The organism is Variovorax sp. 278MFTsu5.1, from assembly GCF_048305045.1.
In the GTDB taxonomy this organism is placed as follows: domain Bacteria; phylum Pseudomonadota; class Gammaproteobacteria; order Burkholderiales; family Burkholderiaceae_C; genus Variovorax; species Variovorax guangxiensis.
The window spans coordinates 2,270,557-2,296,162 of sequence record NZ_CP157622.1; the positions used below are offsets into that span (position 1 = coordinate 2,270,557).

At 69.0% G+C, this 25,606-nt stretch carries 19 protein-coding genes; 11 read left to right on the plus strand and 8 right to left on the minus strand.

The features are described 5' to 3' along the window. Position 1 precedes the first annotated feature (1 nt). Entirely contained in the window at positions 2-1,765 is a 1,764-nt protein-coding gene (locus ABL844_RS10180; RefSeq protein WP_418131167.1) for an ABC transporter ATP-binding protein/permease, read from the plus strand. Continuing rightward, complete coding sequence (locus ABL844_RS10185) at positions 1,762-4,062, plus strand: CocE/NonD family hydrolase (RefSeq protein ID WP_418131168.1); 2,301 nt, start codon at positions 1,762-1,764, stop codon at positions 4,060-4,062. The genes ABL844_RS10180 and ABL844_RS10185 overlap by 4 nt, the downstream gene beginning before the upstream one ends. Positions 4,063-4,066: 4 nt before the next feature. Here the strand turns inward: ABL844_RS10185 and ABL844_RS10190 are convergent, their stop codons facing one another. Then, positions 4,067-5,686 (minus strand): alpha-amylase family glycosyl hydrolase, encoded by a 1,620-nt coding sequence (locus tag ABL844_RS10190; RefSeq protein ID WP_418131169.1) that lies wholly within the window; start codon positions 5,684-5,686, stop codon positions 4,067-4,069. 433 nt (positions 5,687-6,119) lie between these two features. On the opposite strand from ABL844_RS10190, the gene ABL844_RS10195 reads away from it, so the two are divergent. From ABL844_RS10195 to ABL844_RS10205, 3 genes are all read left to right on the plus strand, one after another. Continuing rightward, positions 6,120-7,436, plus strand: coding sequence for an MFS transporter (locus ABL844_RS10195; protein ID WP_418131170.1), 1,317 nt, complete (start codon positions 6,120-6,122; stop codon positions 7,434-7,436). Positions 7,437-7,460: 24 nt separating this feature from the next. Then, positions 7,461-8,888, plus strand: a complete 1,428-nt coding sequence (locus tag ABL844_RS10200; protein ID WP_418131171.1) for an FAD-binding oxidoreductase — start codon at positions 7,461-7,463, stop codon at positions 8,886-8,888. Positions 8,889-8,956: 68 nt separating this feature from the next. Next, entirely contained in the window at positions 8,957-9,931 is a 975-nt protein-coding gene (locus ABL844_RS10205) for a LysR substrate-binding domain-containing protein (protein WP_418131172.1), read from the plus strand. A 27-nt stretch (positions 9,932-9,958) separates the two neighbouring features. Here the strand turns inward: ABL844_RS10205 and ABL844_RS10210 are convergent, their stop codons facing one another. Next, positions 9,959-10,597 (minus strand): TetR/AcrR family transcriptional regulator, encoded by a 639-nt coding sequence (locus ABL844_RS10210; protein ID WP_311736988.1) that lies wholly within the window; start codon positions 10,595-10,597, stop codon positions 9,959-9,961. A 240-nt stretch (positions 10,598-10,837) separates the two neighbouring features. On the opposite strand from ABL844_RS10210, the gene ABL844_RS10215 reads away from it, so the two are divergent. Genes ABL844_RS10215 through ABL844_RS10225 form a run of 3 tightly spaced genes read left to right on the plus strand, consistent with a single transcriptional unit; the run spans position 10,838 to position 14,372 of the window. After that, a complete protein-coding gene (locus ABL844_RS10215; protein ID WP_418119755.1) occupies positions 10,838-11,641 on the plus strand; it encodes an SDR family NAD(P)-dependent oxidoreductase in 804 nt (267 codons plus the stop codon). Positions 11,642-11,676: 35 nt separating this feature from the next. Next, positions 11,677-12,813, plus strand: coding sequence for a DUF5938 domain-containing protein (locus ABL844_RS10220; RefSeq protein ID WP_126024078.1), 1,137 nt, complete (start codon positions 11,677-11,679; stop codon positions 12,811-12,813). Positions 12,814-12,818: 5 nt separating this feature from the next. Beyond that, positions 12,819-14,372: an acyl-CoA synthetase gene (locus tag ABL844_RS10225; RefSeq protein WP_418131173.1), complete on the plus strand. Its 1,554-nt coding sequence runs from the start codon at positions 12,819-12,821 to the stop codon at positions 14,370-14,372. Here the strand turns inward: ABL844_RS10225 and ABL844_RS10230 are convergent. Next, positions 14,354-15,967: a class I adenylate-forming enzyme family protein gene (locus ABL844_RS10230; protein WP_418131174.1), complete on the minus strand. Its 1,614-nt coding sequence runs from the start codon at positions 15,965-15,967 to the stop codon at positions 14,354-14,356. The two genes, ABL844_RS10225 and ABL844_RS10230, sit on opposite strands and share 19 nt — an antisense overlap. A 112-nt stretch (positions 15,968-16,079) precedes the next feature. Then, entirely contained in the window at positions 16,080-16,844 is a 765-nt protein-coding gene (locus ABL844_RS10235) for a hypothetical protein (RefSeq protein ID WP_260319235.1), read from the minus strand. Positions 16,845-17,170: 326 nt separating this feature from the next. On the opposite strand from ABL844_RS10235, the gene ABL844_RS10240 reads away from it, so the two are divergent. Next, a complete protein-coding gene (locus tag ABL844_RS10240) occupies positions 17,171-17,842 on the plus strand; it encodes a DUF1345 domain-containing protein (RefSeq protein ID WP_369658862.1) in 672 nt (223 codons plus the stop codon). Positions 17,843-17,860: 18 nt separating this feature from the next. On the opposite strand, the gene ABL844_RS10245 is transcribed toward ABL844_RS10240, so the two are convergent. From ABL844_RS10245 to ABL844_RS10255, 3 genes are read right to left on the minus strand one after another with little or no spacing between them, the layout of a single operon-like run. Then, complete coding sequence (locus ABL844_RS10245; RefSeq protein ID WP_184636065.1) at positions 17,861-18,811, minus strand: DMT family transporter; 951 nt, start codon at positions 18,809-18,811, stop codon at positions 17,861-17,863. Between the two features lie 49 nt (positions 18,812-18,860). Further along, positions 18,861-19,358: a methylated-DNA--[protein]-cysteine S-methyltransferase gene (locus ABL844_RS10250; protein WP_126024083.1), complete on the minus strand. Its 498-nt coding sequence runs from the start codon at positions 19,356-19,358 to the stop codon at positions 18,861-18,863. 6 nt (positions 19,359-19,364) lie between these two features. Continuing rightward, positions 19,365-20,966, minus strand: a complete 1,602-nt coding sequence (locus tag ABL844_RS10255) for a DNA-3-methyladenine glycosylase 2 family protein (RefSeq protein ID WP_418131175.1) — start codon at positions 20,964-20,966, stop codon at positions 19,365-19,367. Positions 20,967-21,078: 112 nt separating this feature from the next. On the opposite strand from ABL844_RS10255, the gene ABL844_RS10260 reads away from it, so the two are divergent. Both ABL844_RS10260 and ABL844_RS10265 read left to right on the plus strand, forming a co-directional pair. After that, positions 21,079-22,461, plus strand: coding sequence for a phosphomannomutase/phosphoglucomutase (locus ABL844_RS10260; protein WP_418131176.1), 1,383 nt, complete (start codon positions 21,079-21,081; stop codon positions 22,459-22,461). Positions 22,462-22,624: 163 nt separating this feature from the next. Then, a complete protein-coding gene (locus ABL844_RS10265) occupies positions 22,625-24,013 on the plus strand; it encodes a 3-deoxy-D-manno-octulosonic acid transferase (RefSeq protein WP_184636071.1) in 1,389 nt (462 codons plus the stop codon). A gap of 30 nt (positions 24,014-24,043) precedes the next feature. Here the strand turns inward: ABL844_RS10265 and ABL844_RS10270 are convergent, their stop codons facing one another. Beyond that, the gene (locus ABL844_RS10270; RefSeq protein ID WP_418131177.1) at positions 24,044-25,594 is read right to left on the minus strand and encodes a TolC family outer membrane protein; all 1,551 of its coding nucleotides are present in this window, start codon (positions 25,592-25,594) and stop codon (positions 24,044-24,046) included. Positions 25,595-25,606 lie beyond the last annotated feature (12 nt).

A 25,606-nucleotide genomic window follows, 5' to 3' on the forward strand; every position in this document is an offset into this window, starting at 1 on the left:
GATGAGCGAGAGGGCAGAGACCCCCCGCGCCGAGCCCGTCGCAAGGGTCGGCGTCTTCCGCCAGGTCGGCGAGCTGATCGGCGCCCTGCGGGGCTCTCCGGTCTCGAGGAAGCTGGTCGGGCTGATCGGTGCGATCGTCGTGGTCGTGGGGCTCACGGCGTACGGGCAGATCGAGCTCAACAGCTGGAACAAGCCTTTCTACGATGCCATTTCGCGCCGCGACCTGAACGAGTTCATCGTGCAGGTCGGCGTGTTCGCCGTGATCGCGGGCGCGCTGCTGGTCCTGAACGTTGCGCAGCGGTGGCTGGGCGAGACTCTGCAGCTGAGGCTGCGCGAGGCCGTGGTCAATGACCTCGTGGGGCTGTGGCTGCAGCCGCGCCGCGCGTTCTGGCTGCAGGCCAGCGGCCCGATGGGCGCCCATCCGGACCAGCGCATGCACGAGGACACGCTGAAGCTGTGCGACCTGTCGGTCAACCTCGGCGTGGGCCTGCTGCAGGCCACGATGCTGTTCGGCAGCTTCGCGAGCGTGCTGTGGGTGCTCTCCAAGGACTTCAGCATCTTCTTCAACGGCCAGGACCACGTGCTGCCGGGCTTCATGCTGTGGGCAGCGATCGCGTACGCGGTGGCCGGCTCGCTGGCTGCCTACTGGGTCGGCAACGGCCTGATCTCGCGCAACGCCGAGCGCTATGCGCGCGAGGGCGAACTGCGCTTCTCGCTCACGCGCATCAACGAGCATCTCGACGGCATCTCGCTGGCCGGCGGCGAGGCCGACGAGAAGCGCCGCGTCGCCGTGCATTTCGGCGACGTGCTGCGCGCCACCTCGCGCGTGGTGCTCGGGCTGACCAACCTGACCTGGGCCACGGCGGGTTTCGGCTGGATCACCGTCATCGCGCCGACGCTGGTGGCAGCGCCTCTGTACTTCTCGGGCAAGGTGTCCTTCGGCGGCCTGATGATGGCCGCCGCGGCCTTCACGCAGGCGCAGTCGTCGCTGCGCTGGTTCGTCGACAACTTCAGCATCATTGCCGACTGGCGCGCCACGCTGCTGCGCGTGACCGACCTGCGCCGGATGCTGGCGTCCGACCTGGAGGCGCAGGCGGGCGGCAGCCGCATCGCCTACGAGGAGGGTGAAGCCGGGACGCTCGCGATGGAGGCGCTCGATGTCCGCTCCTGGAACGGCCACGACCGGCTGGACGTGCCGGCGCTCGTCGTGCGCCGCGGCCAGTGCGCGCTGATCCTCGGCACGCCGGGTACCGAGAAGACGCTTCTGTTCCGGGCGCTCGCAGGCCTGTGGCCCTGGGGCTCGGGCACGGTGCGCCGGCCGGACGGCGAGACCATCCACTACATGCCGCGCGGCACGCCCTACATTCCGCGCGGCACGCTGGCCGAGGTGCTGTCGTATGCGATGGAGCCGACGACCTATCCGAGGGAAGCGATGGTGGCCGCCCTGGAGAGCGTGGGCCTGCAGCGCCTCGAACCGCTGCTGGACAGGACGGGCCGCTGGGAGAGCGACCTCAGCATGGACGAGCAGCTGCGGCTGGGCTTCGCCCGCGTGGTGCTGCAGGAACCGCCCTGGCTGGTGATGGACGAGGCCTTCAGCGCGTTCGACGACGACACGCTCGAACTCATCATCGGTGCCTTGGGCAAACTCACGCGCACGGGCATCATTCACATCGGCTCGGCCGGCGGGGCGCACGACCGGCTGTTCACGCAAGTGGTTCATCTGGTCAAGGCGCCGCACGACGTGCCCGAGGAGCCGCGACCATGAGACGCAAAGAGTCGACCGTCAGCCGCGTGCGCCGCGCCCTCATGCGGCTGGGCGTCGCGCTGCCTGCCTTGCCCTCATGGGCCTGGGCCGCGGATTTCGGCTTCCGGCCGCCGCGCGATCCGGAGGATGCCGCGGCCGAGGGCCTGATGCGGGACCTGGCCGAGCGCATCCTGCCGGTGTATCAGGACGCGGACAAGGACGCCTTCCTGGCCAACGTGACGGCCCTGCAGATCGTCAGCGGCGCCTATCGTGCGGCCCAGGACAGCAGCCGCTCCCTGCGCGAGCGCCGCAAGGGCAAGCCCTTCGAGGTGCTGGCCGAGCGCGCGACTCTCGACGGCATCTATGCGGGCGCGCGCATGCTCGAGGCGCAGGGGCGCGTCGGCTTCGCCGAAGCCTACGCGCGCTCTTTCGACGAGCTGGTATCGCCGCTGGACAACGCGCAGGCCCAGGCCGTCATGGCGCGGCTGGAGATTCCGGCGGCGGCGTTCAGGGAGCCGCTGCGCCAGGCCTTCGATCTCTGGCGCGCCAAGGGCAGCCTGCCGGAGGCCGAGGCCCTGGCGCTCGTGCGGACCTGGCTGTCGTACCAGTCGCGCCGCAGCTTCAGCGGGCTGCTGCCCGAGCTGTTCGCGGCGCAGAACGGCGGCCGCTACGTGGCGCAGGCCGACATCAGGATTCCCGTGCGCGGGGGAGTCATCCATGCCAGCATGGTCCGGCCCGGCCGCGCGGAAGGGGCGCTGCCGGCGCTGCTGCGCTTCACGCTCGACCCCACCGAAGACGACGCCCGGCGCAGCGCGGCCAGGGGCTATGTCGGCATCACGGCGTACGTGCGCGGCCGCACGCCCGACGGCAAGGGCGCCGTGTGGCCCTTCGTCCGCGACAGCGAGGACGCCGCCGCCGTCATCGACTGGATCGCCCGGCAGGCGTGGAGCGACGGACGCGTGGTCATGCTCGGCGAGGGCTATTCCGGCTACGCCGCGTGGGCGGCAGCTCGCAGGAGGCCGGCGGCGCTCAAGGCCATCGCCACCATCGCGCCGATGGCGCCGGGCATCGACTTTCCGATGGCCGGACAGATCTTCCGCAACGCCATGGTCCGATGGGCGCAGGAACATGCGCTGGCCGAGCCGCTGCACGCGAGCATCAACGGCGATGCCGACGCCGGCCCGGATGCCGTCTGGCAGGCGCTCGATGCTCGCTGGTATCGCGGCAATCGTCCCTATTGGGACATCGACCGCGTCCTGCTGGGCAAGCGCAGCAGGCTGATCCGCACGTGGCTGACGCACCCGAGCCACGACCGCTACTGGCAGAAGTTCCTGCCATCGGCGGATCAGTTCGCGCGCATCGACATCCCGGTGCTCAGCTTCGCGGGCTACTTCGGCGCCGACGCCGGCGCGCTCCATTTCCACCGCGAGCATCTGCGCAACCGGCCGAAGGCCGACACGACGCTGCTGCTAGGCCCCTACGACGCGAGCTCGATCCGGCGCGGCATGGCGACAACGCTGCGCGGCTATACGCCGGACCCCGTTGCGCATGTCGACCTGCCGGAGCTGCGCTACCAGTGGATCGACCACATCCTCAAGGGCGCGAACAAGCCTGCGCTGCTGGCGGATCGCGTCAACTACCAGGTGATGGGGGCGGACCAGTGGCGCCATGCTCCGCTGCTGGAGGCGCCGGAGCGCGCGCCGCTGCGCCTCTATCTCGACACCAGCGCGCGCGGCGAACCGCATCGGCTGCTGCCTGCGCCGGCCGAGGAGGGCGGCAACGCGCGGCTGTCGGTCGACCTGGCCGACAGGCGCGACGTGCGCACCCCCTGGCCCGACGCGCTGCGGATGAAGCAGCTGCCGGCGCGCAACAGCATCAGCTTCGTCGGCGATCCGCTGCCCGAGGGCACCGAGATCATCGGCAGCCTGCGCGGGGTGTTCGACATCACGCCCTCGCGGCAGGACGTGGACTTCAGCGTCTCGCTGTACGAGCAGACGGCAAGCGGCGAATGCCAGTTGCTTTTCGATCCCTATGACTTCCGCGCGAGCTATGCGGGCCATCGCGTGCGTCGCCGGCTTCTGCGGGCGGGCGAGCGCCAGCTGCTTGCCTTCACCGTCGAGCGCGTCACCGCCTGCAGGCTGGCGGCGGGCAGCCGCCTCGTGCTGGTGGTCGGCATCAACAAGCGGCCCGACCGGCAGATCGACTACGGCAGCGGCAAGGACGTGAACTCGGAGACCATCACCGACGCGAAATGGCCGCTGCGCGTGCGCTGGCATGCGCGCAGCTACGTCGAGATCCAGACCGGCAAATCGTCCTGATTCACTAAGCTTGCCCGGTGCCGATCACGACGCCTTCGCAGGGCGCCAGCACCAGCGGCTCTTCGATCGATCCGGCGCGCGCGGGATCGGTCGATGCCAGCACGACCGGCTGTCGCGGCAGCAGCGACGGCTGCACAGGCGCCGGAGTGCCGCCGAAGTTCAGAACAACCACCAGCCGCTGCCCGTCGCTCTCGCGCGCATAGGCGAGCACCTCGCTCCCGGCTTCGAGCGCTTCGTAGCTGCCCCGGTGCAGCGCGGGCTGCGCGCGGCGCAGCGCGATCAGACGCCGGTAGAGCGCCAGCATGGACCCGGCGTCGCGCGACTGCGCCTCGACGTTGCACGTGCGCCAGTCGGATGCCAGGCGCAGCCAGGGGCAGCCCGTCGTGAAGCCGGCGTGCGGGGCTGCGCTCCACTGCATCGGCGTTCTCTCCGGGTCGCGGCCCAGGCCCATGCCGGGCTTGTTCTTCTCGAACGGGTCCTGGACTTCGTCGGCGGGAATGGGAACGTCCGTCATGCCGATCTCGTCGCCGTAATAGAGCGTGGGCGTACCGCGCAGCGTGAGCAGCAGCATGGCCGCGAGCCGCGCCATCCGCGGGCCGACGCGGCTGGCGATGCGCGACCTGTCGTGGTTGCCCAGCACCCAGTTCGGCGCGGCGCCGGGGGGCAGGGCGGCTTCGTAGTCGCGCACCAGCCGGTCGATGAGCGCGGCCTGCCATTCGGTCGCGATCAGCTGGAAGTTGAAGGGCAGCTGCACGCCTTCGAGCACGCCCCGGGCGTTGAGGCCGTAGTAGGCGACCAGGCGCGCGAGCGGCAGGTAGAGCTCGCCGATCAGCACGCGCGACGAGCGCACGTCGCTGAACTCGTCGGCCACGCGGCGCATCTCGGCCACGATGGGCTGCACCTCCGGCAGGTCGGTGTTGTAGAGCATCGTCAGGCGCAGGAAGGGGTCCTGGCCCTCGACGAAATCGGGGTTCGGCGGGTTGTCGCGGAACTGCGCGTCCTTGACGATCTGCGAGAGCACGTCGACGCGGAATCCGTCGACGCCTCGCCGCAGCCAGAAGCGCAGCACCTCGTACATCGCGGCGCGCACCTCGGGGTTGCGCCAGTTGAGATCGGGCTGCTCCTTCAGGAACGAATGGGCGTAATACTGGCCGGTGGCCTCGTCGAAGCTCCACGCCGGGCCGCCGAAATTGCCGAGCCAGTTGTTGGGCGGCCCGCCGTCGGGCGCCGGATCGCGCCAGATGTACCAGTCGCGCCGCGCATCGGTGCGCGCCCTGCGGCTGTGCACGAACCATGGATGACGGTCCGAGGTGTGGTTGGGCACGAAGTCCAGGATGAGCCTGAGGCCCTTCGCATGAGCCTCCCGCACCAGCGCATCGAAGTCGTCCAGCGTGCCGAAGCGCGGATCGATGTCGCAGAAGTCGGAGATGTCGTAGCCGAAGTCGGCCATCGGCGAGGGATAGATCGGCGATATCCAGACGGCGTCGACGCCGAGCGCGACCAGATGGTCGAGCCGGGCGCGGATGCCGTCGATATCTCCGATGCCGTCGCCGTTGCTGTCCTGGAACGAACGCGGGTAGACCTGATAGACGATTCCGTACTTCCACCAGTCGTCAGCTGACATCGTGATTCCCTTGCCCAGGCGTCGATCGGGCCATTGTCTCCAGAAAGCGCGCCGGGCATTCCCGGGAGCGCCGGAATCTCCAGATATCCAAGTTGCCGCGTCTTTGCCGAGCCTGTCGGCGGAAAAAGTCAAGAGGCGGTTGCCTCGAATACAGGCACTCTGGCGACGGCCCGCACGGATGCTGGCAACGCCGATGTTGTCCCTGCGTTATCCACAAAGATTTCCACAGACTGGTGGAACAACTTTCTGCTGGAACACTGTCCCGGCGCGTCGCGCACCGTCTTCGTGAACGCACCTGCATTGCGCATCTCGACGCGAGATACGCCGATCTTCAATCCATATGAATCTTGCGTGGAAACCCGCAACGGCGAGGCGGGGTGTGGACGCGACCATCGCCCGCAGCCGAACCAGGCGAAGGAAAGCGACGCACCCCATGAGCACCAGCACCATCGCGCAGCCCTGCGAGGGCCGCTTCGACAGCACCTCCGATGCCGTCTACCGCAAGGTCGGATGGCGGCTGATTCCGCTGCTGTTCCTCTGCTACATCGTGGCGTACCTCGACCGCGTGAACGTCGGATTCGCCAAGCTGCAGATGCAGGGCGACCTGCGGTTCAGCGACGCGGTCTACGGGCTGGGCGCGGGCATCTTCTTCATCGGCTACTTCCTGTTCGAGGTGCCGAGCAACGTGGTGCTGCACCGCGTGGGTGCGCGCCGCTGGATCGCGCGCATCATGATCACGTGGGGCCTGCTCTCGGCGGGCACCATGTTCGTGGGTTCGCCGCTGTCGTTCTACGTGATCCGCTTCCTGCTCGGAGCGGCCGAGGCGGGCTTCTTCCCCGGCATCATTCTTTACCTCACCTACTGGTATCCGGCCGCCCGGCGCGGCAAGGCGACCTCGCTGTTCCTCGCGGCGATCCCGTTCGCGGGCATTCTCGGCGGGCCGTTCTCGGGCTGGATCCTGCAAGGCATGGTCGGCGTGAACGGATGGGCGGGCTGGCAGTGGCTGTTCCTGCTGCAGGGGCTGCCGACGGTGGCGCTTGGCTTGATCGTGTGGCGCTACCTCGACGACCGCGTGAAGGACGCGCGCTGGCTCACGCCGGCCGAGCGCGAACTCATCGCCCGCGACATCGCCGCCGAGGCCGCGGGCAAGTCCGAGCCGCGCATCGCCGGCGTGCTGGGCAACGGCCGCGTGTGGTTGCTGGCGCTGGTGTACTTCGCCTACACCTCGGGGCTGTACGGCATCTCGTTCTGGCTGCCCAGCATCATCAAGGCGGCGGGTGTCAAAGGGGCGCTCGACATCGGCCTGCTCAGCGCCATTCCATGGACATTCGGCGTGATCGCGATGTATTTCATGGCCCGCAGCGCGGACCGCCACCTCGAGTACCGCTGGCACAGTGCGACCGGCGCGGTGGTCGGCGCGATCGGGCTGGTGCTGAGCGTGGCCTCCCACGGCAACGTGACGCTCGCGATGGCCGGGCTCACGCTGGCGACGATGGGCATCATGTCGACCTTCCCGGTCTTCTGGGGCATGCCCACGGCCTTCCTCGGCGGTGCGGCGGCGGCCGCGGGCATCGCGCTCATCAACTCCTTCGGCAATCTCTCGGGCTTCAGCGCGCCGTACCTGATCGGGCTCATCAAGGATGCGACGCAGAGCACCGACGCGGGGCTGCACATGCTCGCGGCGCTGCTGGTGATCGGCGCCGTGCTGGTGCTGTTCGTCGGGCGGGGCGCCACCTCGCCGAAGCGCTGATCGGTACCTGGCCAGGAGACATCCATGGACTCCATCGTGAACATTCCCGTGCGCTCGAACACACGGCGTTCGCCATCGCCCGAGCTGCTCGCCCTGCTGGAGAGCAGGTTCGCCGAGCGCTTCTCCACCAGCAAGAGCGTGCTGCTGCAGCATGGTACGGACGAGTCGATCTATCCGCCCCGGCCGCCCTATGCGGTGGTGTATGTGCGCAGCACGGAAGAAGCGGCTTTCGTGGTGCGAGCCTGCGCGAAGGAGCGGGTGCCGGTCATAGGCTTCGGTGTGGGCTCGTCGGTCGAAGGGCATCTGCTGGCGGTGGCGGGCGGCGTGTGCGTCGACTTCTCCCAGATGAACAAGGTGCTTGCGATCAGGCCCGGCGACCTCACGGCCACGGTGGAGGCGGGCGTCACGCGGGGGCAGTTGAACGCGGCGCTGCAGGGCACGGGTTTCTTCTTCTCGGTCGATCCCGGCGCCGATGCGTCCATCGGCGGCATGGTCGCGACGGCGGCTTCGGGCACCAACACCGTCCGCTACGGCACCATGCGAGACAACCTCGTGAGCCTCACGGTGGTCACGGCCGACGCAGAGGTCGTGCGCACCGCCTCGCGGGCTCGCAAGAGTTCGGCGGGCTACAACCTCACGCAGCTGTATTGCGGATCCGAGGGCACGCTGGGGCTGATCACCGAAGTCACCGTGCGGCTGCATCCGCATCCCGAAACCTATGCGGCCGCGGTGGTGCATTTTCCGTCGGTGCGCGCGGTGGTCGACTGCGTGATCGAGGCGATCCAGATGGGTGTGCCGCTGGCGCGCGCCGAACTGCTGGACGCACTGACCATCCGCGCCGTGAACGCGCACAGCCGCACCACGCTCGGCGAGCATCCGACACTGTTCCTGGAGTTCGGCGGCAGCCAGGCGCAGATCGACGAGCAGGCGGGCATCGTGCGCGAGATCGCGAGCGGTCATGGCGGCGGCGCTTTCCAGTGGGCGAAGCGGCCCGAGGAACGCTCGCGCCTGTGGACGCCGCGCCATCACGCCTACTTCGCATGCCTGCAGCTGAAGGCAGGCTGCCGCAGCCTGAGCACGGATGCCTGCGTGCCGCTTTCCGCGCTCGCGCAATGCATCGAGGAGACGCAGGCCGACATCGCTGAACACGGGCTGCTGGTGCCGGTGCTGGGCCATGTCGGCGACGGCAACTTCCATTGCCTGGTGCTGGTGGACCCGGGAAATGCGGCGCAGAACGATGCCGCCGAGGCCTTCAGCCATCGGCTGGTGCAGCGCGCATTGCGCCACGGCGGGACTTCGACCGGAGAGCATGGCGTGGGGCTGCACAAGATGAGGTACCTGGTCGAGGAGCATGGCGAGCACACTGTGGCGCTGATGCGTGCAGTGAAGAAGGCGCTGGACCCGCATGACATCTTCAACCCCGGGAAGGTCGTCGCCCTGTCCCAGGGCTGAGCGCGGGTGTGCGATCTAGAATTTCCGGCCTTGCCCGCACCTCGCGGCGAGCGGCCGGAGGCCCCCTGATGGAGTTGCGCCAGTTCAAGTACTTCGTTGCCATCGTGGATTGCGGCAGCCTCTCGCGCGCCGCGCAGCAACTCTTCATCGCGCAGTCGGCCCTGAGCAAGCAGATGGCCGAGCTCGAATCCGAACTCGGCACGCAACTGCTTCTGCGCAGCCGCAACGGCGTTGCGATGACCGAGGCCGGCAAGGTCTTCTACGAATACGCGCAGGGCATCACCAAGCAGGTGCGCGACGCGAAGGCCGCGGTGCACGTCGCGGCCGAGTCCGTGGCGGGATCGGTGGTGGCGGCGCTGCCGCAGAGCGTGTCGCCGATGATCGCGCTGCCGCTGATGCGCGCTGCTGCGCGGCGCTATCCCGACGTGGTGCTGCATCTGAACGAGGAACTCACCGGCAACATGGCCGACCAGTTGCTGCGCGGCCGGGTCGACGTGGCGATGTTCTCGCCCACCATGCCCGAGGAGGACATCCGCTTCGTCCCCCTGGTGGAGGAAGACTTCGTTTTCCTCGACTCGCCCCAGAGCCCGCATGCGCTGCCGCCTGGTGAGGTGAGCATCGCGCAGGCCACCGCGCGGCCGCTGGTGTGGCCGGCCCATGCCCACGGGCACTGCACGCGATGGCTCGTCGACACGGTGCTGGAGCAGGCGGGCCATCCGGCTGCGCGGGTGGCGGCGGAGATCAACTCCGTCTATACGCTGAAGGCGGCGGTGGAGGCAGGGCTGGGGCCGACGATCATGCCGTTCGGACTTGCGCAGCGCGAGGTGCAGGAGGGGCGGCTCGTGGCGCACCGCATCGATTCGCCTTCGATGCATCGCACGCTGGGGCTGTGCGTTTCGGTGCACCTGCCGACCACGAACGCCAAGCGCGCGGTATGCACGCTGATCGGCGACGTGGTGCGCGACCTGTGCGAGAGCGGGCAGTGGGCCGGCGCGCGTGCGCTCGCGCCGGTGAAGAGCGCCGCGAAGACCGCCGCGAAGTAGGGCCGCGAAGTGGGCCAGCCCTTCGCTTCAGGCGCGGCGCTTGCGGGCCGCGGGCGCGGCCTTTGCCGCAGGGGTGAAGAGGCGCATGATGGCCTGGCGCACATCGGCCTGCATGTTCTCGACGGCCTTCGTGTCGCCGGACATGTGCTTCAGCAATGCCTGCTGGAAGAGCCCGTCGAACAGCGCATAGGTGGCTGATGGCGACATGCCGGGCTGCTCGCCGGAAAGCTCGGCGAAGCGGCTCATGATGCGCCAGATCATGTCTTCCAGGCTCTTGTCGATCTGCACGACGTCGGTGCGGAAGGCTTCCTCGAAAAGGGCCTGCGAGCGCAGGTCGTACCAGAGGCGGTGCACGTGGCCTTCGTCGCAGAGCGTGTCGCCCAGGCTCTTGAGGAAGCCGTCCATCAGTTCGTCGTAGGTGGTGGCGCTTTCCACCGCATGGTCGTAGCGCGTGACGCAGCGGGCCTTGTACTGCTTCACGCTGCAGATGATCAGGTCGACCTTGTCGCTGAAGTAGTAGTGCAGAACGCCGTGCGAGAACTCGGAGTTCTGCGCGATCTCGCGCAGGCTCGTACGCGCATAGCCCAGTGCCGCCAGTGTGGTCAGCGCGGCTTCGCCCAGCTCGGCTCGGCGCTCGGAGAACTTGTCGACCCGCGCCTTGGGCACTCGTTCAGCGTGTTTCTTTACCCGTTGATGTGTCGTCATTGAAAGCCGGGCCGCGTGGATGCCGACCCTGTGTTCCTCGTGATTGCAGAACATAGCACGCAAGCGGGAGAACCCGCATCCGGCGTGCCACGGATGCCATTCTAGAAAAACTTGACGAGTGACTAGAAAAATCTTGACAGTCGTAAAGTCGATTTCTAGGATGGCCGCTCCATCTCACAACATATCCACAGGAGACAAGTGATGGCCAAGTTCGACTTGAAAGGGCGCCGTGCGCTCGTGACGGGTGGTGCGCGCGGCATCGGCGCGAGCATCGCCGAGACGCTGGCCACCGCCGGCGCGTCCGTGATGATCGGCGACGTGCTCGCCGACCTGGGGCGGGAAACCGCCTCCAGGCTCGCTTCCTCCGGGGCCAAGGTGGGCTTCGTCCCGCTCGACGTCACGAAGGACGGCGACTGGGCCTCGGCCGCCGAGACCACGGTGAAGGAGCTCGGCGGCTTCGACATCCTCGTCAACAACGCAGGCATCGAGATCACCTCGCTGGTGGTCGACGTCGACGGCGACGACCTGCGCCGCATGCTCGACGTGAACGTGGCCGGCACCCTGCTCGGCATGAAGCACGCGTTCCGCGCGATGCGTCCCGGCGGCAGCGCGGGCAAGGGCGGGGCGGTGGTCAACATCGCGTCGGTCGCCGCCACCATCGCATTCCCCGCCATCTCCGGCTACTCCGCCACCAAGTCTGCCGTCGACCGCGCGACGCGCGTCGCGGCCATGGAGTCCGGCAAGCTGGGCTACGGCGTGCGCGTGAATTGCATCTACCCGGGGCTCGTGCCCACCGAGATGGGCATGAAACTCGCCCAGGACATCGTGGCCGCCGGCCTTGCGCCCAGCGTCGAGGCGGCCGTGGGCGACGTGGTCGGCCAGACGCCGCTGGGCCGTCTCGGCGAAGTCGGCGACATGGCCGACGTGGTGGTCTTCCTCTGCTCCGACGCGGCCCGGTTCATCACCGGTGCTGGCATCGCGGTGGATGGCGGCATGGGCATGTAAGTCACGCAGGCAAGCAATCAGGAAGGAGACACAACATGAGCAACAGCAAGAAGAAACCCGTCGTCGTCTACGGCGCTTCCGGCTACACCGGCCGGCTGGTATGCGAATACCTGCGCGAGTACAACATCCCTTTCATCGCCGCGGGCCGCAGCGCGCAGAAGGTGGAGGCGGCGATGAAGGCCAACGTGCCCGGCATCGAGACCGCGAGCTACGAGGTGGTGGAAGTGGCGCATTCGGTCGAGGCGCTCACCGAGCTCTTCACCGGCGCCTCGGTCGTGCTCAACACGGTCGGCCCCTTCGCCCGTTTCGGCCCTGAGGTCGTCGACGCCTGCCTCGCCGCCGGCTGCCACTACACCGACACCACCGGCGAGCAGGACTGGCTCATCACGCTCGACCAGAAATACGGCGCGCGCTTTGCCGCCGCGGGGCTGCTGCTCTCGCCGGGCCTCGCCCACATGTACACCACCGGCGAGATCGCGGCGCAAATCTGCCTGGAGACGCCCGGCCTCGACACCCTCGACATCGCCGTGTTCTGGGGAGGCAGCCCGACCATCGCATCCACCCAGACCATCCTGGTGAATGCCGCCACCTCCAAGGCCTTCTACCTGGAGCAGAACGAGTACGTCGAGTGGCAGCCCGACGCGGGCCTCTACCACCTGTCCATTCCCGGCCAGCACGAGGCGGCGCTTGCGCTGCCCTGGGGAGGCACCTCGCACCCGGTGTGGTTCAGGCGCGATCCGCGCGTGGCCAACGTGAAGGTGCTCGGCGGGGTCTTCAACAAGGCGCTGATGCAGGGCGTGCCCCAGATCGTGGCCGCCGCGCTCAAGGCCACCGAGGGCATGAACGACGACGACCGCTATGCCGCGCTGGCCCAGACCGCTTCGGGCGTGATGAACACCATGCCCCCGCGCGAGAACCCGCGCATCAACAAGTCCGTCGACTCGGTGCATGCCTCCGGGCCGCTGGGCCGCGTGCACTGCGTGATCTTCGGCAACTGCAACTACAAGCAGACCGGCCTGCTGCAGGCCTATGCGGCGGCCTCGCTGCTGCAGCAGCCGCCGCGGCGCGCAGGCTTCGCATCGGGTTGTCAGGCCTTCGGGCACCGAGAGCTGCTGGGGGCGCTGCGCGGCTTCGGACTGGTGCAGGAGCCCGTGCTCACCCGGATGGGCTGACTTCCATGCGCCTCGTCGACTATCTCGACAAGGGCGCCCAGCTGGGCGCCCACGCGCCGTGCCTCACCATGGCCGGCAAGGACCTCGGCTACGGCGAAGTGCAGCGCATCAGCTGGCGCGTGGCGCGCGGCCTGCAGCGCGCCGGCATCGAGCCCGGAGACAAGGTGGCCGTGCTCTCGAGCAACGACGCCACCGCATTCGCCACGGTGTTCGGCATCTCGCGCGCGGGCTGCGTGTGGTGCCCGATCAATCCGCGAAACGAGGCGAGCGAGAACGCCTTCGTGCTCGACGCCTTCGACTGCGCCTGCCTGGTCTTCCACGGCAACTACGCATCCATGGTCGAGCAGATGCGTTCGCAGCTGCCCAAGCTGCGCGCGCTCGTGTGCCTCGACCAGCGGCTGCCTTTCGCCCCTTCCATGGACGACTGGCTCGAAGGCCTGGACGATTCGCAGCTCGACATCGCGCCGCCCGATGACGTCGCGATGATCGCCGGCACCGGCGGCACCACCGGCCAGCCCAAGGGTGTGATGCTCTCGGGGCGCAACCTGGAAGCGATGTCTGCGCTGACGCTGATGGGCTATCCCTTCGAGGGCCGGCCCGTCTACCTCGCGCTCGCGCCACTCACGCACGCGGCCGGCGTGCTTTGCCTGCCGATCATGGCCCTGGGTGGGCAAGTGGTCATCATGCCCAGGCCCGATCTGGCCGAGTTCCTCGGCCTCGTCGAGGCGCATGGCGTCACCCACACCTTCCTGCCGCCCACGCTGATCTACATGCTGCTGCAGCATCCTCGGCTCGAGCAGACCCGGCTCGATTCGCTGCAGTGCTTCTGGTACGGCGCGGCGCCCATGTCTTCCGCGCGGCTCGAAGAGGCGCTGCAGAAGATCGGCCCCGTCATGGCCCAGCTCTTCGGCCAGACCGAGGCGCCGATGATGATCTCGATGATGTCGCCGCGCGAGCACTTCAACGCCGACGGCACCGTCGCGCGCCAACGCCTCGCGTCGGCCGGCCGGCCGGGGCCGCTGGTGCAGGTCGCCGTAATGAACGGCGAAGGCAAGTTGCTGCCCACCGGCGAAAGCGGCGAGATCGTGGTGCGCGGCTCGCTGGTGATGCTCGGCTACTACAAGAATCCGGGCGCCACCGAAGAGGCTTCGCGCCACGGCTGGCACCACACGGGCGACATCGGCTACCTCGATGCAGACGGCTTTCTCTACATCGTCGACCGCGCCAAGGACATGATCATCTCCGGCGGTTTCAACGTCTATTCGGCGGAGGTCGAGCAGGCTCTGCTGCAGCACCCCGACGTGCAGGACAGCGCGGTGGTCGGCCTGCCCGACGAGAAGTGGGGCGAGCGCGTGGTGGCCGTGCTGCAGCTGCACGACGGCAGGCAGGTGGATGTCGAGGACGTCAAGGCCTTCGTCAAGTCGCGCATCGGCAGCGTGAAGGCACCCAAGCAGATCGAGGTGTGGCTCGACCTGCCGCGTTCCAGGGTGGGCAAGGTGCTGAAGAAGGAGGTGCGCGCGACGCTGCTGCAGCGCGCGGATCAGCCGCCGCGCTCGTAGTGGTCGTGGTGCGCCCGGCGCAGCTCGAACTTCTGGATCTTGCCGGTCGATGTCATCGGCAGCGCCGGCAGGAAGACGATCTTCTTCGGCACCTCGAAGCCGCCCAGGTGCTCCTTGCAGTGCGCGGTGAGCACGTCCTCGTCGAAGTCCGCCGGCGCATCGGGCCTGCGCGTGACGAAAGCGGTGATGGCCTCGCCCCAGCGCTCGTGCGGCAGGCCCACCACCGCCGCGTTGAGCACGGCGGGGTGCCGCAGCAGCACCTCCTCGACCTTGATCGAGGGCACGTTCTCGCCGCCCGACTTGACCATGTCCTTGAGCCGGTCGAGAAAGATCAGCTGCCCATCGGCGTCGAGCATGCCCAGGTCGCCCGAGTGGTGCCAGCCGAAGCGCTGCGAGTTCGCCGTGGCCTCGGGGTCGTTGTAGTAGCCGAGCATCACGTTGGGGCCGCGAAAGACGATCTCGCCGACCTGCCCGGGCCCCAGCAGCTCGCCCTCGTCGCCCATCACCGCGACCTCGTTCACCAGCGTGCCCACGCCCCAGTAGGAGCCGAAGCGCCTGCGCTGCTCGTGCGCTTCGAAGATGGTGGCGCCTGGGTACATCTCGGTCTGGCCCGAGACGAGGGCGAAGTCCGGGCAGAACTCGTCGAGCAGGCGCAGCAGCAGCGTGCGCGACATCGGCGCCATCGCGTACACGCAAAGCCGCAGGCTCGAGATGTCCCGCGCGGTGCGCTGCGGGTGCGCGAGCAGCGCGCCGTACATCATCGGCAGGCCGACCATCACCGTGATGCGATGCCGTTCGATGGCCGCGAGCACCGCGCCAGGGTCGAAGCCGCGCAGCACCACCAGCGAGCCGCCCACCGCCAGCGCCGACATCAGCACCGTGTGCTGGCCGCAGTGGAAGAGCGGCAGCACGCTGCTCCAAACATCGGCGCGCTCGGGGCTGCTGCCCCATTCGACCATGTTGCTCAGCAGCACCGAATGCACCGAGGCGTGCGAATGCATCACGCCCTTCTGCCGGCCGGTGGTGCCGCTGGTGTACATGATGAGCGCGAGCTGCGTGCTGTCGATGGGCACCTCGGGCAGCGTCGCCGGGCCTTGCGCAATGGTCTGCGGCACCGTGGGCACGCCGGCGGGCGGTGCTTCGCCGTCGAGCACGCAGAGGATGGGCGCCACGCCTTTCTCGGCCAGCAGCTCGCGCAATTCGGGCCGCGCGTGCAGCGCCGTGTCGATCACCATGTGGCGCACTCCAGCATGGCCGAGGATGTAGCCGATGGCATCCACCGCCAGCGCGGTGTTGATCGGCACCCACACGAGGCCCGCCTTCTGGATGCCCAGCATGGCGACCACCATCTGGATCGAGTTGTTGCACAGCATGCCCACGCGTTCGCCGCCCGCGAGGCCCAGGCCCAGCAGGTGGTGCGCGAAGCGGTTCGATGCAGCGTCGAGTTCGCTGTAGGTGATGCGGTGCTCGCCTTCGATCAGCGCGGTGCGCGCGCCGAAGCGGCGTGCGCTGCGGTGGACCACGTCGCCCAGTGCGATGCGCGAGATGCGTGAATGGAACTGCGACGGCACAGGGCCGGGGGCGGCTGCGGGCATGCTCTTCGTCTCCGTTCTTCGATGATGCGTCGGGAATGCGCAGCCTAAGGCCGCATCCCGCGCCGCGTCTTGCGAAGACTGGCTACCGCCCCGCAGGCGGCCGCAGAGGCTGCTAGAAGCGCGCCTTGAGGAAGGCCGATGGCCCTTGCAGCTTGACCTTCAGGCGCGACTCCGCGAAGTCGTTCTCGCGCGTCAGGTCGATGTTCGTCACGCCATAGGCCAGCACCACGCCGATGTTCTTCACGGGGAACCATTCCACGCCCGCCGAGGCGTTGTAGATGTTGCCGTGGAAGCGTCCGCTGCTCTTCCACACGCCGGAGGCGTCGGCGAAGAGCCGCAGGTCGGGCGTGATGGCGTGGCGCACGCCGATCTCGAGCAGCGGCGCCACGGTGCTCCCGCTGGAGCTTTCGCTGAGCGTGCCGATCTGGCCGTTCACCGAAGCCAGCGCGGTGGTGCCCAGCGTCGCCCGGTAGTAGGCCGCGCCGGCACCGAGGCCGAACACGGTGTTGCCCGAGCCGATCCACCACTTGTACGAGAGCTTGGCGAAGTCGAGCTTGGTGCTGATGTTGGCGTTGCCGAAGGTGTTGAGCGTGCCGAAGGGGCCCAGTGAGGTGGTGCTGTCGATGCCGCCCGAATAGTCGCGCTTGTAGCGGTAGTAGTCGAAGGAGATGCCCTGGCTGTCGCCCAGCAGCAGGTCGGCCGAGATGCGCGGCATGGTGACGCGGCCGGGCTTGACGTCGCCCGTCTGCAGGGCGCCGTAGGCCGTGCCGAAGGAGGCGTCGAGCTTCGGATCGGCGCTGAAGCCGCCGACCGAGAGGCTGAAGCGGTCCAGCGCGGGCGAGGGGTCGGCGAAGGCCGGCACGGCAGCCAGCAGCATGCCGGCACCGAGCAGCGCGGGCTGGTGGATGAGGCTGGAGAGCAGGAAACGATCGCGGGAACGAGTGCGGCGATGCAGCGGCGTGAAGAGCGGCATGAAGCGGATCCTTGATGGCCCCGGAGGACCGGAAATGAATGAATGCCGCGGGCGCGCTGTCGTGACTTCAGGTGACGCTGGCGTGCTCCGGGCGGGGCTCCCTTGGACGGCAGCGACGACAGTAGTGGCGCGCGCGCGTCCCGCGGATGCGCGGAATGCCGCAGTGGTTGTAGGAATTCCTCTACGCCGCGACGGCCATTGCGCGCCTTGGCGGGCGCTACAGTGCCGTCATGCGCAGACACCTTTCCACCACCACCGGCCCCCAGCGTCTTCTCTACGGTGCGGCCGCGGGCTGCGCCGTCGTCGCCGCGCTGATGCCGGTGCCGATGAGCGGCATGGCGCGCGGGCTGGCCGGCTGGTGCGCGGCCGTGGGCGTGTACCAGGTGCTGTCCTGGTGGCTGGCCAGCACCTTCGACGCGAGGCGCACGCGCGAGCGGGCGCAGTCGCTGGACCAGCCCAACGTGGTGATCCTGGTGTCGATGCTGGTGGTCGTGGCGATGAGCGTGGTGGCCATCGCCATGCTGCTGCAGCAGGTGAAGGGGCTGAGCGGCCTGGAGCGGGCGGCGCACATCGCGCTGGGCCTGGTGGCGCTGGCGGGCTCGTGGCTGACGATGCACACGATCTACGCCTTCCACTACGCGCACCGCTACTACATCGACCAGCGCGACGGCACGCCCGACGGCGGCCTCGACTTTCCGGGCAAGGGCGATGCGCCCGACGCGCCGGACTACTTCGACTTTCTCTATTTCTCGTACGTGATCGGCATGACCTCGCAGGTGTCCGACGTGCAGGCGACCTCCAAGGAGATGCGGCGCATCACGCTGCTGCACAGCGTGCTGGCCTTCGCCTTCAACATGCTGGTGCTGGCGCTCTCGGTGAACGTGGTCGCGGGCGCCGTTTAGGCGCCTCGCGATGCCCGTTCAGGCCGCGGCCTTGCGTGGCCAGCCGGGCTTGACGATGCCGGTCGAAAGCGCCACGCCGCAGACGATCACCACCGCGCAGATCAGCATCCACTGCGTGATGCTCTCGCCCAGGAAGACCGCGCCGTAGAACAGCGCGAACACCGGCACCAGGAAGGTCACCGTCAGCGCGCGGGCCGGGCCGGCGCGCTCGATCAGTCGGAAGAACAGGATGTAGGCCACACCGGTACAGGCGATGCCCAGTGCCAGCAGCGCGAGCCACGCGCGCAGGCTGGGCATCTGCGCAGGCCAGAGCCAGATGGCGGGCAGGGCGAGGAATGCGGTGGCGCCGATCTGGCTGCCGGTGGCCGTGGTCAGCGCGGGCACGCCGCCCAGGTAGGCCCGCGTGGCGCTGGCCGAGATGCCGTAGCACAGGCACGCGCCCAGGCAGGCCAGCACCGCGAAGAGAGCCGCATTGCCGCTGGCGCCGGAATGCAGGCCCGCGTTGCGGCTCGCCAGCATCGCCACGCCCGCGAAGCCGATCGCCAGCCCCACCAGCCGCCAGTTCGCCGGCCGCTCGCGGAACCAGGCCCAGGCCACGAGCGCGCCGAACATCGGCGTTGTGGCATTGAGCACCGCCGCAAGGCCGGTGTTGATGGTCAACAGCGCGAAGCAGAAGAGCGCGAACGGCATGCCCGAGTTGAAGACGCCGACCAGCAGGCTGGCCTTCCAGTGCTTCGCCAGCGACGGCCCCTGTCCGCGCAGCAGCGCGATGGGCAGCAGGAACAGCGCGGCGATCGCCACCCGCACCGCGGCCGTCGGCAGAGCGCCGAACTCGGCGGCGCCGATGCGCATGAAGAGAAAGGAGGCGCCCCACAGCGCGCCCAGCAGCACCAGGTCGATGAGCCAGGCGGTGGGTGCGAGGGGCTTGGCGGGAGTGGCAGCGGCGATGTTGTTCTTCGTTGTGGTCATGCGTCCTCTGGTCGATCTCTTTCTTTCTCTTGCTATGCGCCCGGATTGCTCAGATCGCCTTTTCGAGCTGCAGCAACGCCGTCTTGCGTTCGAGCCCGCCAGCGTAACCGGTCAGCGAGCCGTCCGAGCCGAGCACGCGGTGGCAGGGCACGATCACGCTGATCGGGTTGCGCCCAACGGCCGCGCCCACCGCGCGCACCGCGGCCGGGTTGCCCACGTTGACGCTCAGCGCGCCGTAGCTCGTGGTGGCGCCGGCCGGAATGGCCAGCAGCTGCTGCCACACGCTCTGCTGGAAGGCGGTGCCGTGCGAGAGGTCGAGCTTCATGTCGAAGCTCTCGCGCTTGCCGGCGAAGTAGTCGCGCAGCTGCGCGGCCGCCTCGACCAGCGCGGGGTGGTCTTCCTTCGCGACCCAGCCGCTGGTGTCGGGCCAGTGGCGCTGCTGGTCGAACCAGACGCCGGCCAGGCCCTTGTCGGTGGCGGCCATCGTGATGCCGCCCAGCGGCGTGTCGATGTGCGAGGTGTAGATGACTTTGCTCTTGAACTTCATGACGCTTCAGGCTGCGACGCCTGCCGTTGCAACAAGGGGAGAACCGGCGTCGTTCGCCGGAACAGGAGAAGGGGCCGCACCGGGCGCATGCCAGGCTCGCAGCACCGCGTAGCTGCGCCAGGGCCGCCAGGCCTGCGAGGCTTCGCTGGCGGCGCGCGCGGTGGTCACGCCCAGCGCCTTCTGCAGCGCGACGTCGCCGGCCGGAAAGGCGTCGGGCCAGCGCAGTGCGCGCATCGCGATGTACTGCGCTGTCCAGGCGCCGATGCCCGGCAACTCCTGCAGCGCGGCGATGGTGGAGGGCACGTCGGCCCCCGCATGCAGTGCCAGCTTGCCGGAAGCCACTTCGCGGGCGATGGCGTGCAGCGCCGTCTGCCGCTGCCGCACGATGCCGAGGCGGCCCAGCTCGTCGCCGCTCGCGGCAGCGATGGCGGCCGGGGTTGGAAAGAGCCGGTTCAGCCCTTCGACGGGCGTGGCCAGCGGCTCGCCGAAGGCCTCGACCAGCCGCGAGCCCAGCGTGCGTGCCGCGGCCACAGTGATCTGCTGGCCCAGCACCGCGCGCACCGCGAGTTCGAAGCCATCGACCGCGCCTGGCACGCGCAGTCCGTCGCCGTGCGGAAAGGCCGCGTGCAGTGCCGCGTTGATCGCCATCGGTTCCGCGTCGAGGTCGAACAGGGCACGGGCGCGGCTGATGACGATGGGCAGCACGGCGGCCAGCGAGTCGCTGACCGACAGCAGCATCTGCTCGCGTTCCAGGTCGAAGTGCAGCTGCAGCCAACCGGCGTGGGCCTGAGCGCCCTGCTGGATGCGCAGGGTGCGGATCAGCTTCACGTACTCGGGCGTGCTGCCCTTGGCGGGCTCCTTGCCGCCGGCCGTGGAGACGACCTCCACGCCGCGCAGCGCGCGCCGCGCGAAGAAGCCCAGCATCGCGTTGGCGTCGTAGGGCGGGCGGAAGCCCAGCCGGACCTCGATGGCCTTGCCCTGGCTGCTACCGCTGCCATCCGCGTCGCCCCCGGCGCGCCGCAGTGCGCTCGGATTCAGGCCGTAGTGCTCCAGGAAGGCCGCGTTGAAGCGCCGCACGCTGGCGAAGCCGCTGGCCAGCGCGACCTGCGTCATCGGCAGGCGCGTGTCGGCGATGAGCTGCTTGGCGGCCAGCAGGCGGCGCGTCTGCAGGTATTGAAGGGGCGAGACGCCGAACTGCGACTCGAAGATGCGCCGCAGGTGGCGGTCGCTCACGCCCAGGCGTGCCGCGATCTGCGCGGCGCCGGGGCCGTCTTCCGACCAGGCGTCTGGCTCGTCGATCAGCCGTGCCGCCTGCAGCGCGAGGATGCGCGAGGCGTCTTCGGTCGACCAGCTGGCCGCGCGCGGTGCCAATTCGGGCCGGCAGCGCAGGCAGGGACGGAAGCCCGCGGCCTCGGCCTGTGCCGCATGGCGGAAGAACCGGCAGTTCTCGCGCCGCGGCAGTTTCACGCGGCAGACCGGGCGGCAATAGATGCCGGTGGATGTCACCGCGGTGAAGAACGACCCGTCGAAGCGCGCGTCATGCGTCTTCATCGCCAGGTAGCAGGCGTCGCTCTCGAGCGCTTCGGTGGAATGGTGGTTGGCAGGCATGGAGAAATGATACGGTTTCGACTCGTTTCAACTGGCCGTTTCCGGACATGTGGCCAGCCGGGCCCTTGCCTACAATGCCCGGTTTGCAAAACCATCAGGGAAACGCCTCTCCATGCAGCTCAGCGCGTCGATCTTCAAGGCCTATGACATCCGCGGCGTCGTGCCGGTCACTCTCGATGCGGAGGTGGCGCAAGCGCTCGGCAGGGCCTTTGGCAGCGCGGCCCGCGCGGCGGGAGAGAAGTCGGTGGCCGTGGGGCGCGATGGTCGCCTGTCGGGCCCGGCGCTGGCCGAGGCGCTGATCAAGGGCCTGGTGGCCACCGGCATCGAAGTCATCGACGTGGGCGCGGTCACCACGCCGATGCTGTACTTCGCGGCCCACACGCTGTGCACCAGCGGCATCCAGGTCACCGGGAGCCACAACCCCAAGGACTACAACGGCTTCAAGATGGTGCTGGCCGGCCGCGCGATCTACGGCGACGAGATCCAGGCCCTGCGCAGGACCATGGAAGCCGGCTCTGCCCAGCTCGCCCCGGGTGGCAGCGTGCGCAAGGTCGACGTGACCGATGCATACATCAAGCGCATTGCGGGCGACATCAAGCTGGCGCGCCCGATGAAGATCGTGGTCGATTCCGGCAACGGCATCGCCGGCGCCTCGGCCCCGGCCATCTTCCGCGCCCTGGGCTGCGAGGTGACCGAGCTCTTCAGCGAGGTCGACGGCAACTTCCCCAACCACCACCCCGACCCGAGCAAGCCCGAGAACCTGAAGGACCTGATCGCGGCGCTGGCCACCGGCGACGCAGAACTGGGCCTGGCCTTCGACGGCGACGGCGACCGCCTGGGCATCGTCACCAAGGACGGCCAGAACATCTTCCCCGACCGCCAGATGCAACTGTTTGCACAGGACGTGCTCTCGCGCGTGCCCGGCGGCACCATCGTCTACGACGTGAAGTGCTCGCAGCGTCTGGCGCCGGCCATCGAGGCCGCGGGTGGCAAGCCGATGATCTTCAAGACCGGCCACTCGCTCATCAAGGCGAAGATGAAGGAAATCGACTCGCCCCTGGGCGGCGAGATGAGCGGCCACATCTTCTTCAAGGAGCGCTGGTTCGGCTTCGACGACGGCACCTATGCGGGCTGCCGCCTGCTGGAGATCCTGAGCAAGAGCCCGGACGCCAATGCCGTGCTCAACGCGCTGCCCACGAGCTTCTCCACGCCCGAACTGAACGTGGCCTGCGCCGAGGGCGAGCCGCACGCGGTGGTCGACAAGCTGGTGAAGAGCGCTGCCTTTGCCGCGCCCGCCCAGGTCTCGACCATCGACGGCCTGCGCGTCGACTGGCCCGATGGCTTCGGGCTGATCCGCGCATCGAACACCACGCCCGTGCTGGTGCTGCGCTTCGAAGGGCAGACCGATGCGGCGCTCAAGCGCATCGAAGCCGAGATGCTGGCTTTGCTGAAGACCGCCAAGCCCGACGCCAAATTGGCAGAAGCCGCGCACTAGGATGACCCCCAGTCTTCGCGCACTTCGTGTCGCTACGCCAACCCCCTTTCAGGGGGCGATACCGGTGGCCCGGCAAAGCCGGTTCCACGGTATCCCTGGAGTGAAAGGCCGCGGCAATTTCACGCGCTACGGGTTCAGCAACGGTGTAGTGGGGCGCTGAATCGTGCGTTCCCTGCTGCTGCGCCTCTACGGCGTCTTCACCACCGTCGTGCAACCGCTCGTGCGCCGCAAGCTGCGGCGCCGCGCGCAGGCCGAGCCCGGCTACGGCGTGGCCGTGGAGGAGCGTTTCGGCTACTACGACGAAGCCACCACCGGCCAGGCCCAGTGCTGGGTGCACGCGGTCTCGCTGGGCGAGACGCGCGCGGCCGCCATCCTCATCGCCGAGCTGCGGCGGCAGTACCCGGGCGTGCCTATCCTGCTCACGCACGGCACCGCCACCGGCCGGGAGGAGGGCGCCAAGCTGCTCGAGCCGGGCGACACGCAGGTCTGGCAGCCCTGGGATACGCCGGGCGCGGTCGGGCGCTTCCTGGACCGCTTCCAGCCGCGCATCGGCGTGCTGATGGAAACCGAGGTCTGGCCCGAGATGACGGCCGCCTGCGCCGAGCGCCGCATTCCGCTGGTGCTGGCCAATGCGCGCCTCAACGAGAAATCGCTGGCCGCCGCCGAGCGCCTTGCCTGGCTGGCGCGGCCTGCGTACTCGGCCCTCACGGCCGTCTGGGCGCAGACCGAGGCCGATGCCCACCGGCTGGTGTCGCTCGGCGCCAAGGTCGCCGGCATCTACGGCAACGTGAAGTTCGATGCCACGCCCGATGCGCGCCAGCTCACTGCGGCCGCTTCGCTGCGCGAGCGCCTGCCCAAGCCGATGGTGGTGCTGGCGAGTTCGCGCGACGGCGAGGAGCGCATGCTGCTCGAAGTGCTCAAGCGCTTCGGCGCGACTTCGCCCGTGCCGCCCGAGCAGGGCGCGATCCGCTCGATTTCCAAGCGCGTGCACGACGTGCAATGGATGATCGTGCCGCGCCATCCGCAGCGCTTCGACGAAGTGGCGGCGCTGATCGAGGCCGAGGGCTTCGCGGTGGCGCGCCGCAGCGCGGCGGGCCAGCCGTCCGAGGCCGAGATCTGGCTCGGCGATTCGCTGGGCGAGATGGCGCTTTATTACGGGCTTGCCGACGTGGCGCTGCTCGGCGGCAGCTTCGAGCCGCTGGGCGGGCAGAACCTGATCGAGCCGGCGGCCTGTGGCTGTCCGGTGGTCATGGGGCCGTCGACTTTCAATTTCGCCGAGGCGGCGCAGCTTTCGCTGGCTGCCGGCGCATCGCTGCGCGTCGAGGGCATGGAGCAGGCCGTAACGGCCGCCTTGAAGCTGGTCGAGAACCCCGAGCGCCGCGCCACCATGGCGCAGGCCGCGCTGGCGTTCTCCTCGTCGAACCGCGGGGCGGCCGAGCGCACGGCTGCCGCAGTGCTGGCCATTGCGCAAGCTGCGCAGCCGGTGACGGCGAAGGGCGAGCCGGTGGAAGAGGGCGGCGAGCCGGCGCGGGCCGAGCCCACGCTCGATTGATCGAAAAGAGCTGAAGCCGCGCCCGGCGGCTCAGCGCACAGGCGGATTAACGATCACCGGCGGCACGGGTGCCGTCGGCATCGTCGGCGCGGGCGGATTGAACTGCGGCGTCTGCACCGGCGGAACCACTGGAATGCTCGGCGGCGCCATGGGCACCGCGGGCGTCGTCGTACCGCGGTCGGGCCCGATGGCCGGCGGCACGGCCGGCACGCTGCCGCTGCTGGCCAGCGTCGCGTTGATCGCGTTCATGTCGTCCACCGTCAGCGTGCCGTTGGCCTGGCGCAGCTTGAGGTTGCCCAGCAGCACGTTGTAGCGCGCCTGCGCGAGGTCGCGCTTGGTCTGGTAGAGCTGGCTCTGCGAGTTCAGCACGTCGATGTTGATGCGCACGCCCACCTGGTAGCCGAGCCGGTTGGCGTCGAGCGCGCTCTGGCTCGACGCCTCGGCGGCTTCCAGCGCCTTCACCTGGCCGGCACCCGAGACGAGCCCGAGGTAGGCGGCGCGCGTGGCCTGCGCCACGCTGCGGCGCGTGCCTTCGAGCACGCTGCGCGACTGGTCTTCGAGCGCCAGGGTTTCCTTGATGCGGTTCTCGGTGGCGAAGCCGGCGAACAGCGGCAGGTTGAAGGTGACGCCCACCGTGGCCGCGTTGACGCGCGTGCCCACGGTGCTCGTGCTGGTGCCGGTCGGGTTGCGCGTGACGTTGTAGCCCAGGTTGGCGTCGAGCGTGGGCTTGTGGCCGGCCTTGGCCTTGTCCACTTCGAGCCCGGCCACGTCGAGGCCCAGGCGGGCCTGCCGGATGGCGGGATGCGCCTCGTCGGCCTGCGAGACCCAGGCGTTGATGTCGGCGGGCGTCGCCGTCGGCAGCACCACCGGCACGGCGAGCGGCACCGGCACGCTGCCGGGACGGCCGACCAGCTGGTCGAGCACCACCTTCTTCACCTGCAGGTCGTTCTCGGCGGCGATTTCCTGCGCGATCACCAGGTCGTAGCGGGCCTGGGCCTCGCGCGAGTCGGTGATGGTGGAGGTGCCGACCTCGAAGTTGCGCTTCGCCGAAGCCAGCTGCTCGGCCACGGCCACCTTCTGTGCGCGCACGAGCGCCAGGCTGTCCTGGCTCGCGAGCACGTCGAAATAGGCCTGGCTCACGCGCACGATCAGGTCCTGCTCGGCAACCGTGAGCACCGCCTGCGCGATCTCGGCCTGGCGCTTGCCCTGCTCGTAGGTGGCCCAGTTGGCGGGCCGGTACAGCGGCTGGGTGGCGTTGATGCCGACGTTCTGCGTGTTGAAGTCGCGCGAGGCGGAGGTGCCCCGGCCGGTGCCCGTGAGGGTGTCGATGTCGAGGTCGCTGCGCGTCACACCGGCCGTGAGCCCCACGCTGGGCAGGATGCCGGCCTTGGCCTGCGCGGCGCGCGCGATGTTCGCGTCGTACTGTGCCCGCGCGCCCTGGTAGGTGGCGTCGAAGCCGCGGGCGGATTCGTAGAGTTCGTTCAGTGTCTGGGCCTGGGTCAGGGCCGGCGATGCGAGCAGGGCTGCGAAGGTGGTAGCGAGCGCTGCGGAAAGAGGCGAAAGCCGGGGCCTGGGGGGCATTGAACGTCCTTG

Coding starts and splice junctions, on each gene's coding strand:
- ABL844_RS10180 (WP_418131167.1), top strand. CDS start 2: ATGAGCGAGAGGGCAGAGACCCCCCGCGCCGAGCCCGTCGCAAGGGTC.
- ABL844_RS10185 (WP_418131168.1), top strand. CDS start 1,762: ATGAGACGCAAAGAGTCGACCGTCAGCCGCGTGCGCCGCGCCCTCATG.
- ABL844_RS10190 (WP_418131169.1), bottom strand. CDS start 5,686: ATGTCAGCTGACGACTGGTGGAAGTACGGAATCGTCTATCAGGTCTAC.
- ABL844_RS10195 (WP_418131170.1), top strand. CDS start 6,120: ATGAGCACCAGCACCATCGCGCAGCCCTGCGAGGGCCGCTTCGACAGC.
- ABL844_RS10200 (WP_418131171.1), top strand. CDS start 7,461: ATGGACTCCATCGTGAACATTCCCGTGCGCTCGAACACACGGCGTTCG.
- ABL844_RS10205 (WP_418131172.1), top strand. CDS start 8,957: ATGGAGTTGCGCCAGTTCAAGTACTTCGTTGCCATCGTGGATTGCGGC.
- ABL844_RS10215 (WP_418119755.1), top strand. CDS start 10,838: ATGGCCAAGTTCGACTTGAAAGGGCGCCGTGCGCTCGTGACGGGTGGT.
- ABL844_RS10220 (WP_126024078.1), top strand. CDS start 11,677: ATGAGCAACAGCAAGAAGAAACCCGTCGTCGTCTACGGCGCTTCCGGC.
- ABL844_RS10225 (WP_418131173.1), top strand. CDS start 12,819: ATGCGCCTCGTCGACTATCTCGACAAGGGCGCCCAGCTGGGCGCCCAC.
- ABL844_RS10230 (WP_418131174.1), bottom strand. CDS start 15,967: ATGCCCGCAGCCGCCCCCGGCCCTGTGCCGTCGCAGTTCCATTCACGC.
- ABL844_RS10235 (WP_260319235.1), bottom strand. CDS start 16,844: ATGCTGCTGGCTGCCGTGCCGGCCTTCGCCGACCCCTCGCCCGCGCTG.
- ABL844_RS10240 (WP_369658862.1), top strand. CDS start 17,171: ATGCGCAGACACCTTTCCACCACCACCGGCCCCCAGCGTCTTCTCTAC.
- ABL844_RS10245 (WP_184636065.1), bottom strand. CDS start 18,811: ATGACCACAACGAAGAACAACATCGCCGCTGCCACTCCCGCCAAGCCC.
- ABL844_RS10250 (WP_126024083.1), bottom strand. CDS start 19,358: ATGAAGTTCAAGAGCAAAGTCATCTACACCTCGCACATCGACACGCCG.
- ABL844_RS10255 (WP_418131175.1), bottom strand. CDS start 20,966: ATGCCTGCCAACCACCATTCCACCGAAGCGCTCGAGAGCGACGCCTGC.
- ABL844_RS10260 (WP_418131176.1), top strand. CDS start 21,079: ATGCAGCTCAGCGCGTCGATCTTCAAGGCCTATGACATCCGCGGCGTC.
- ABL844_RS10270 (WP_418131177.1), bottom strand. CDS start 25,594: ATGCCCCCCAGGCCCCGGCTTTCGCCTCTTTCCGCAGCGCTCGCTACC.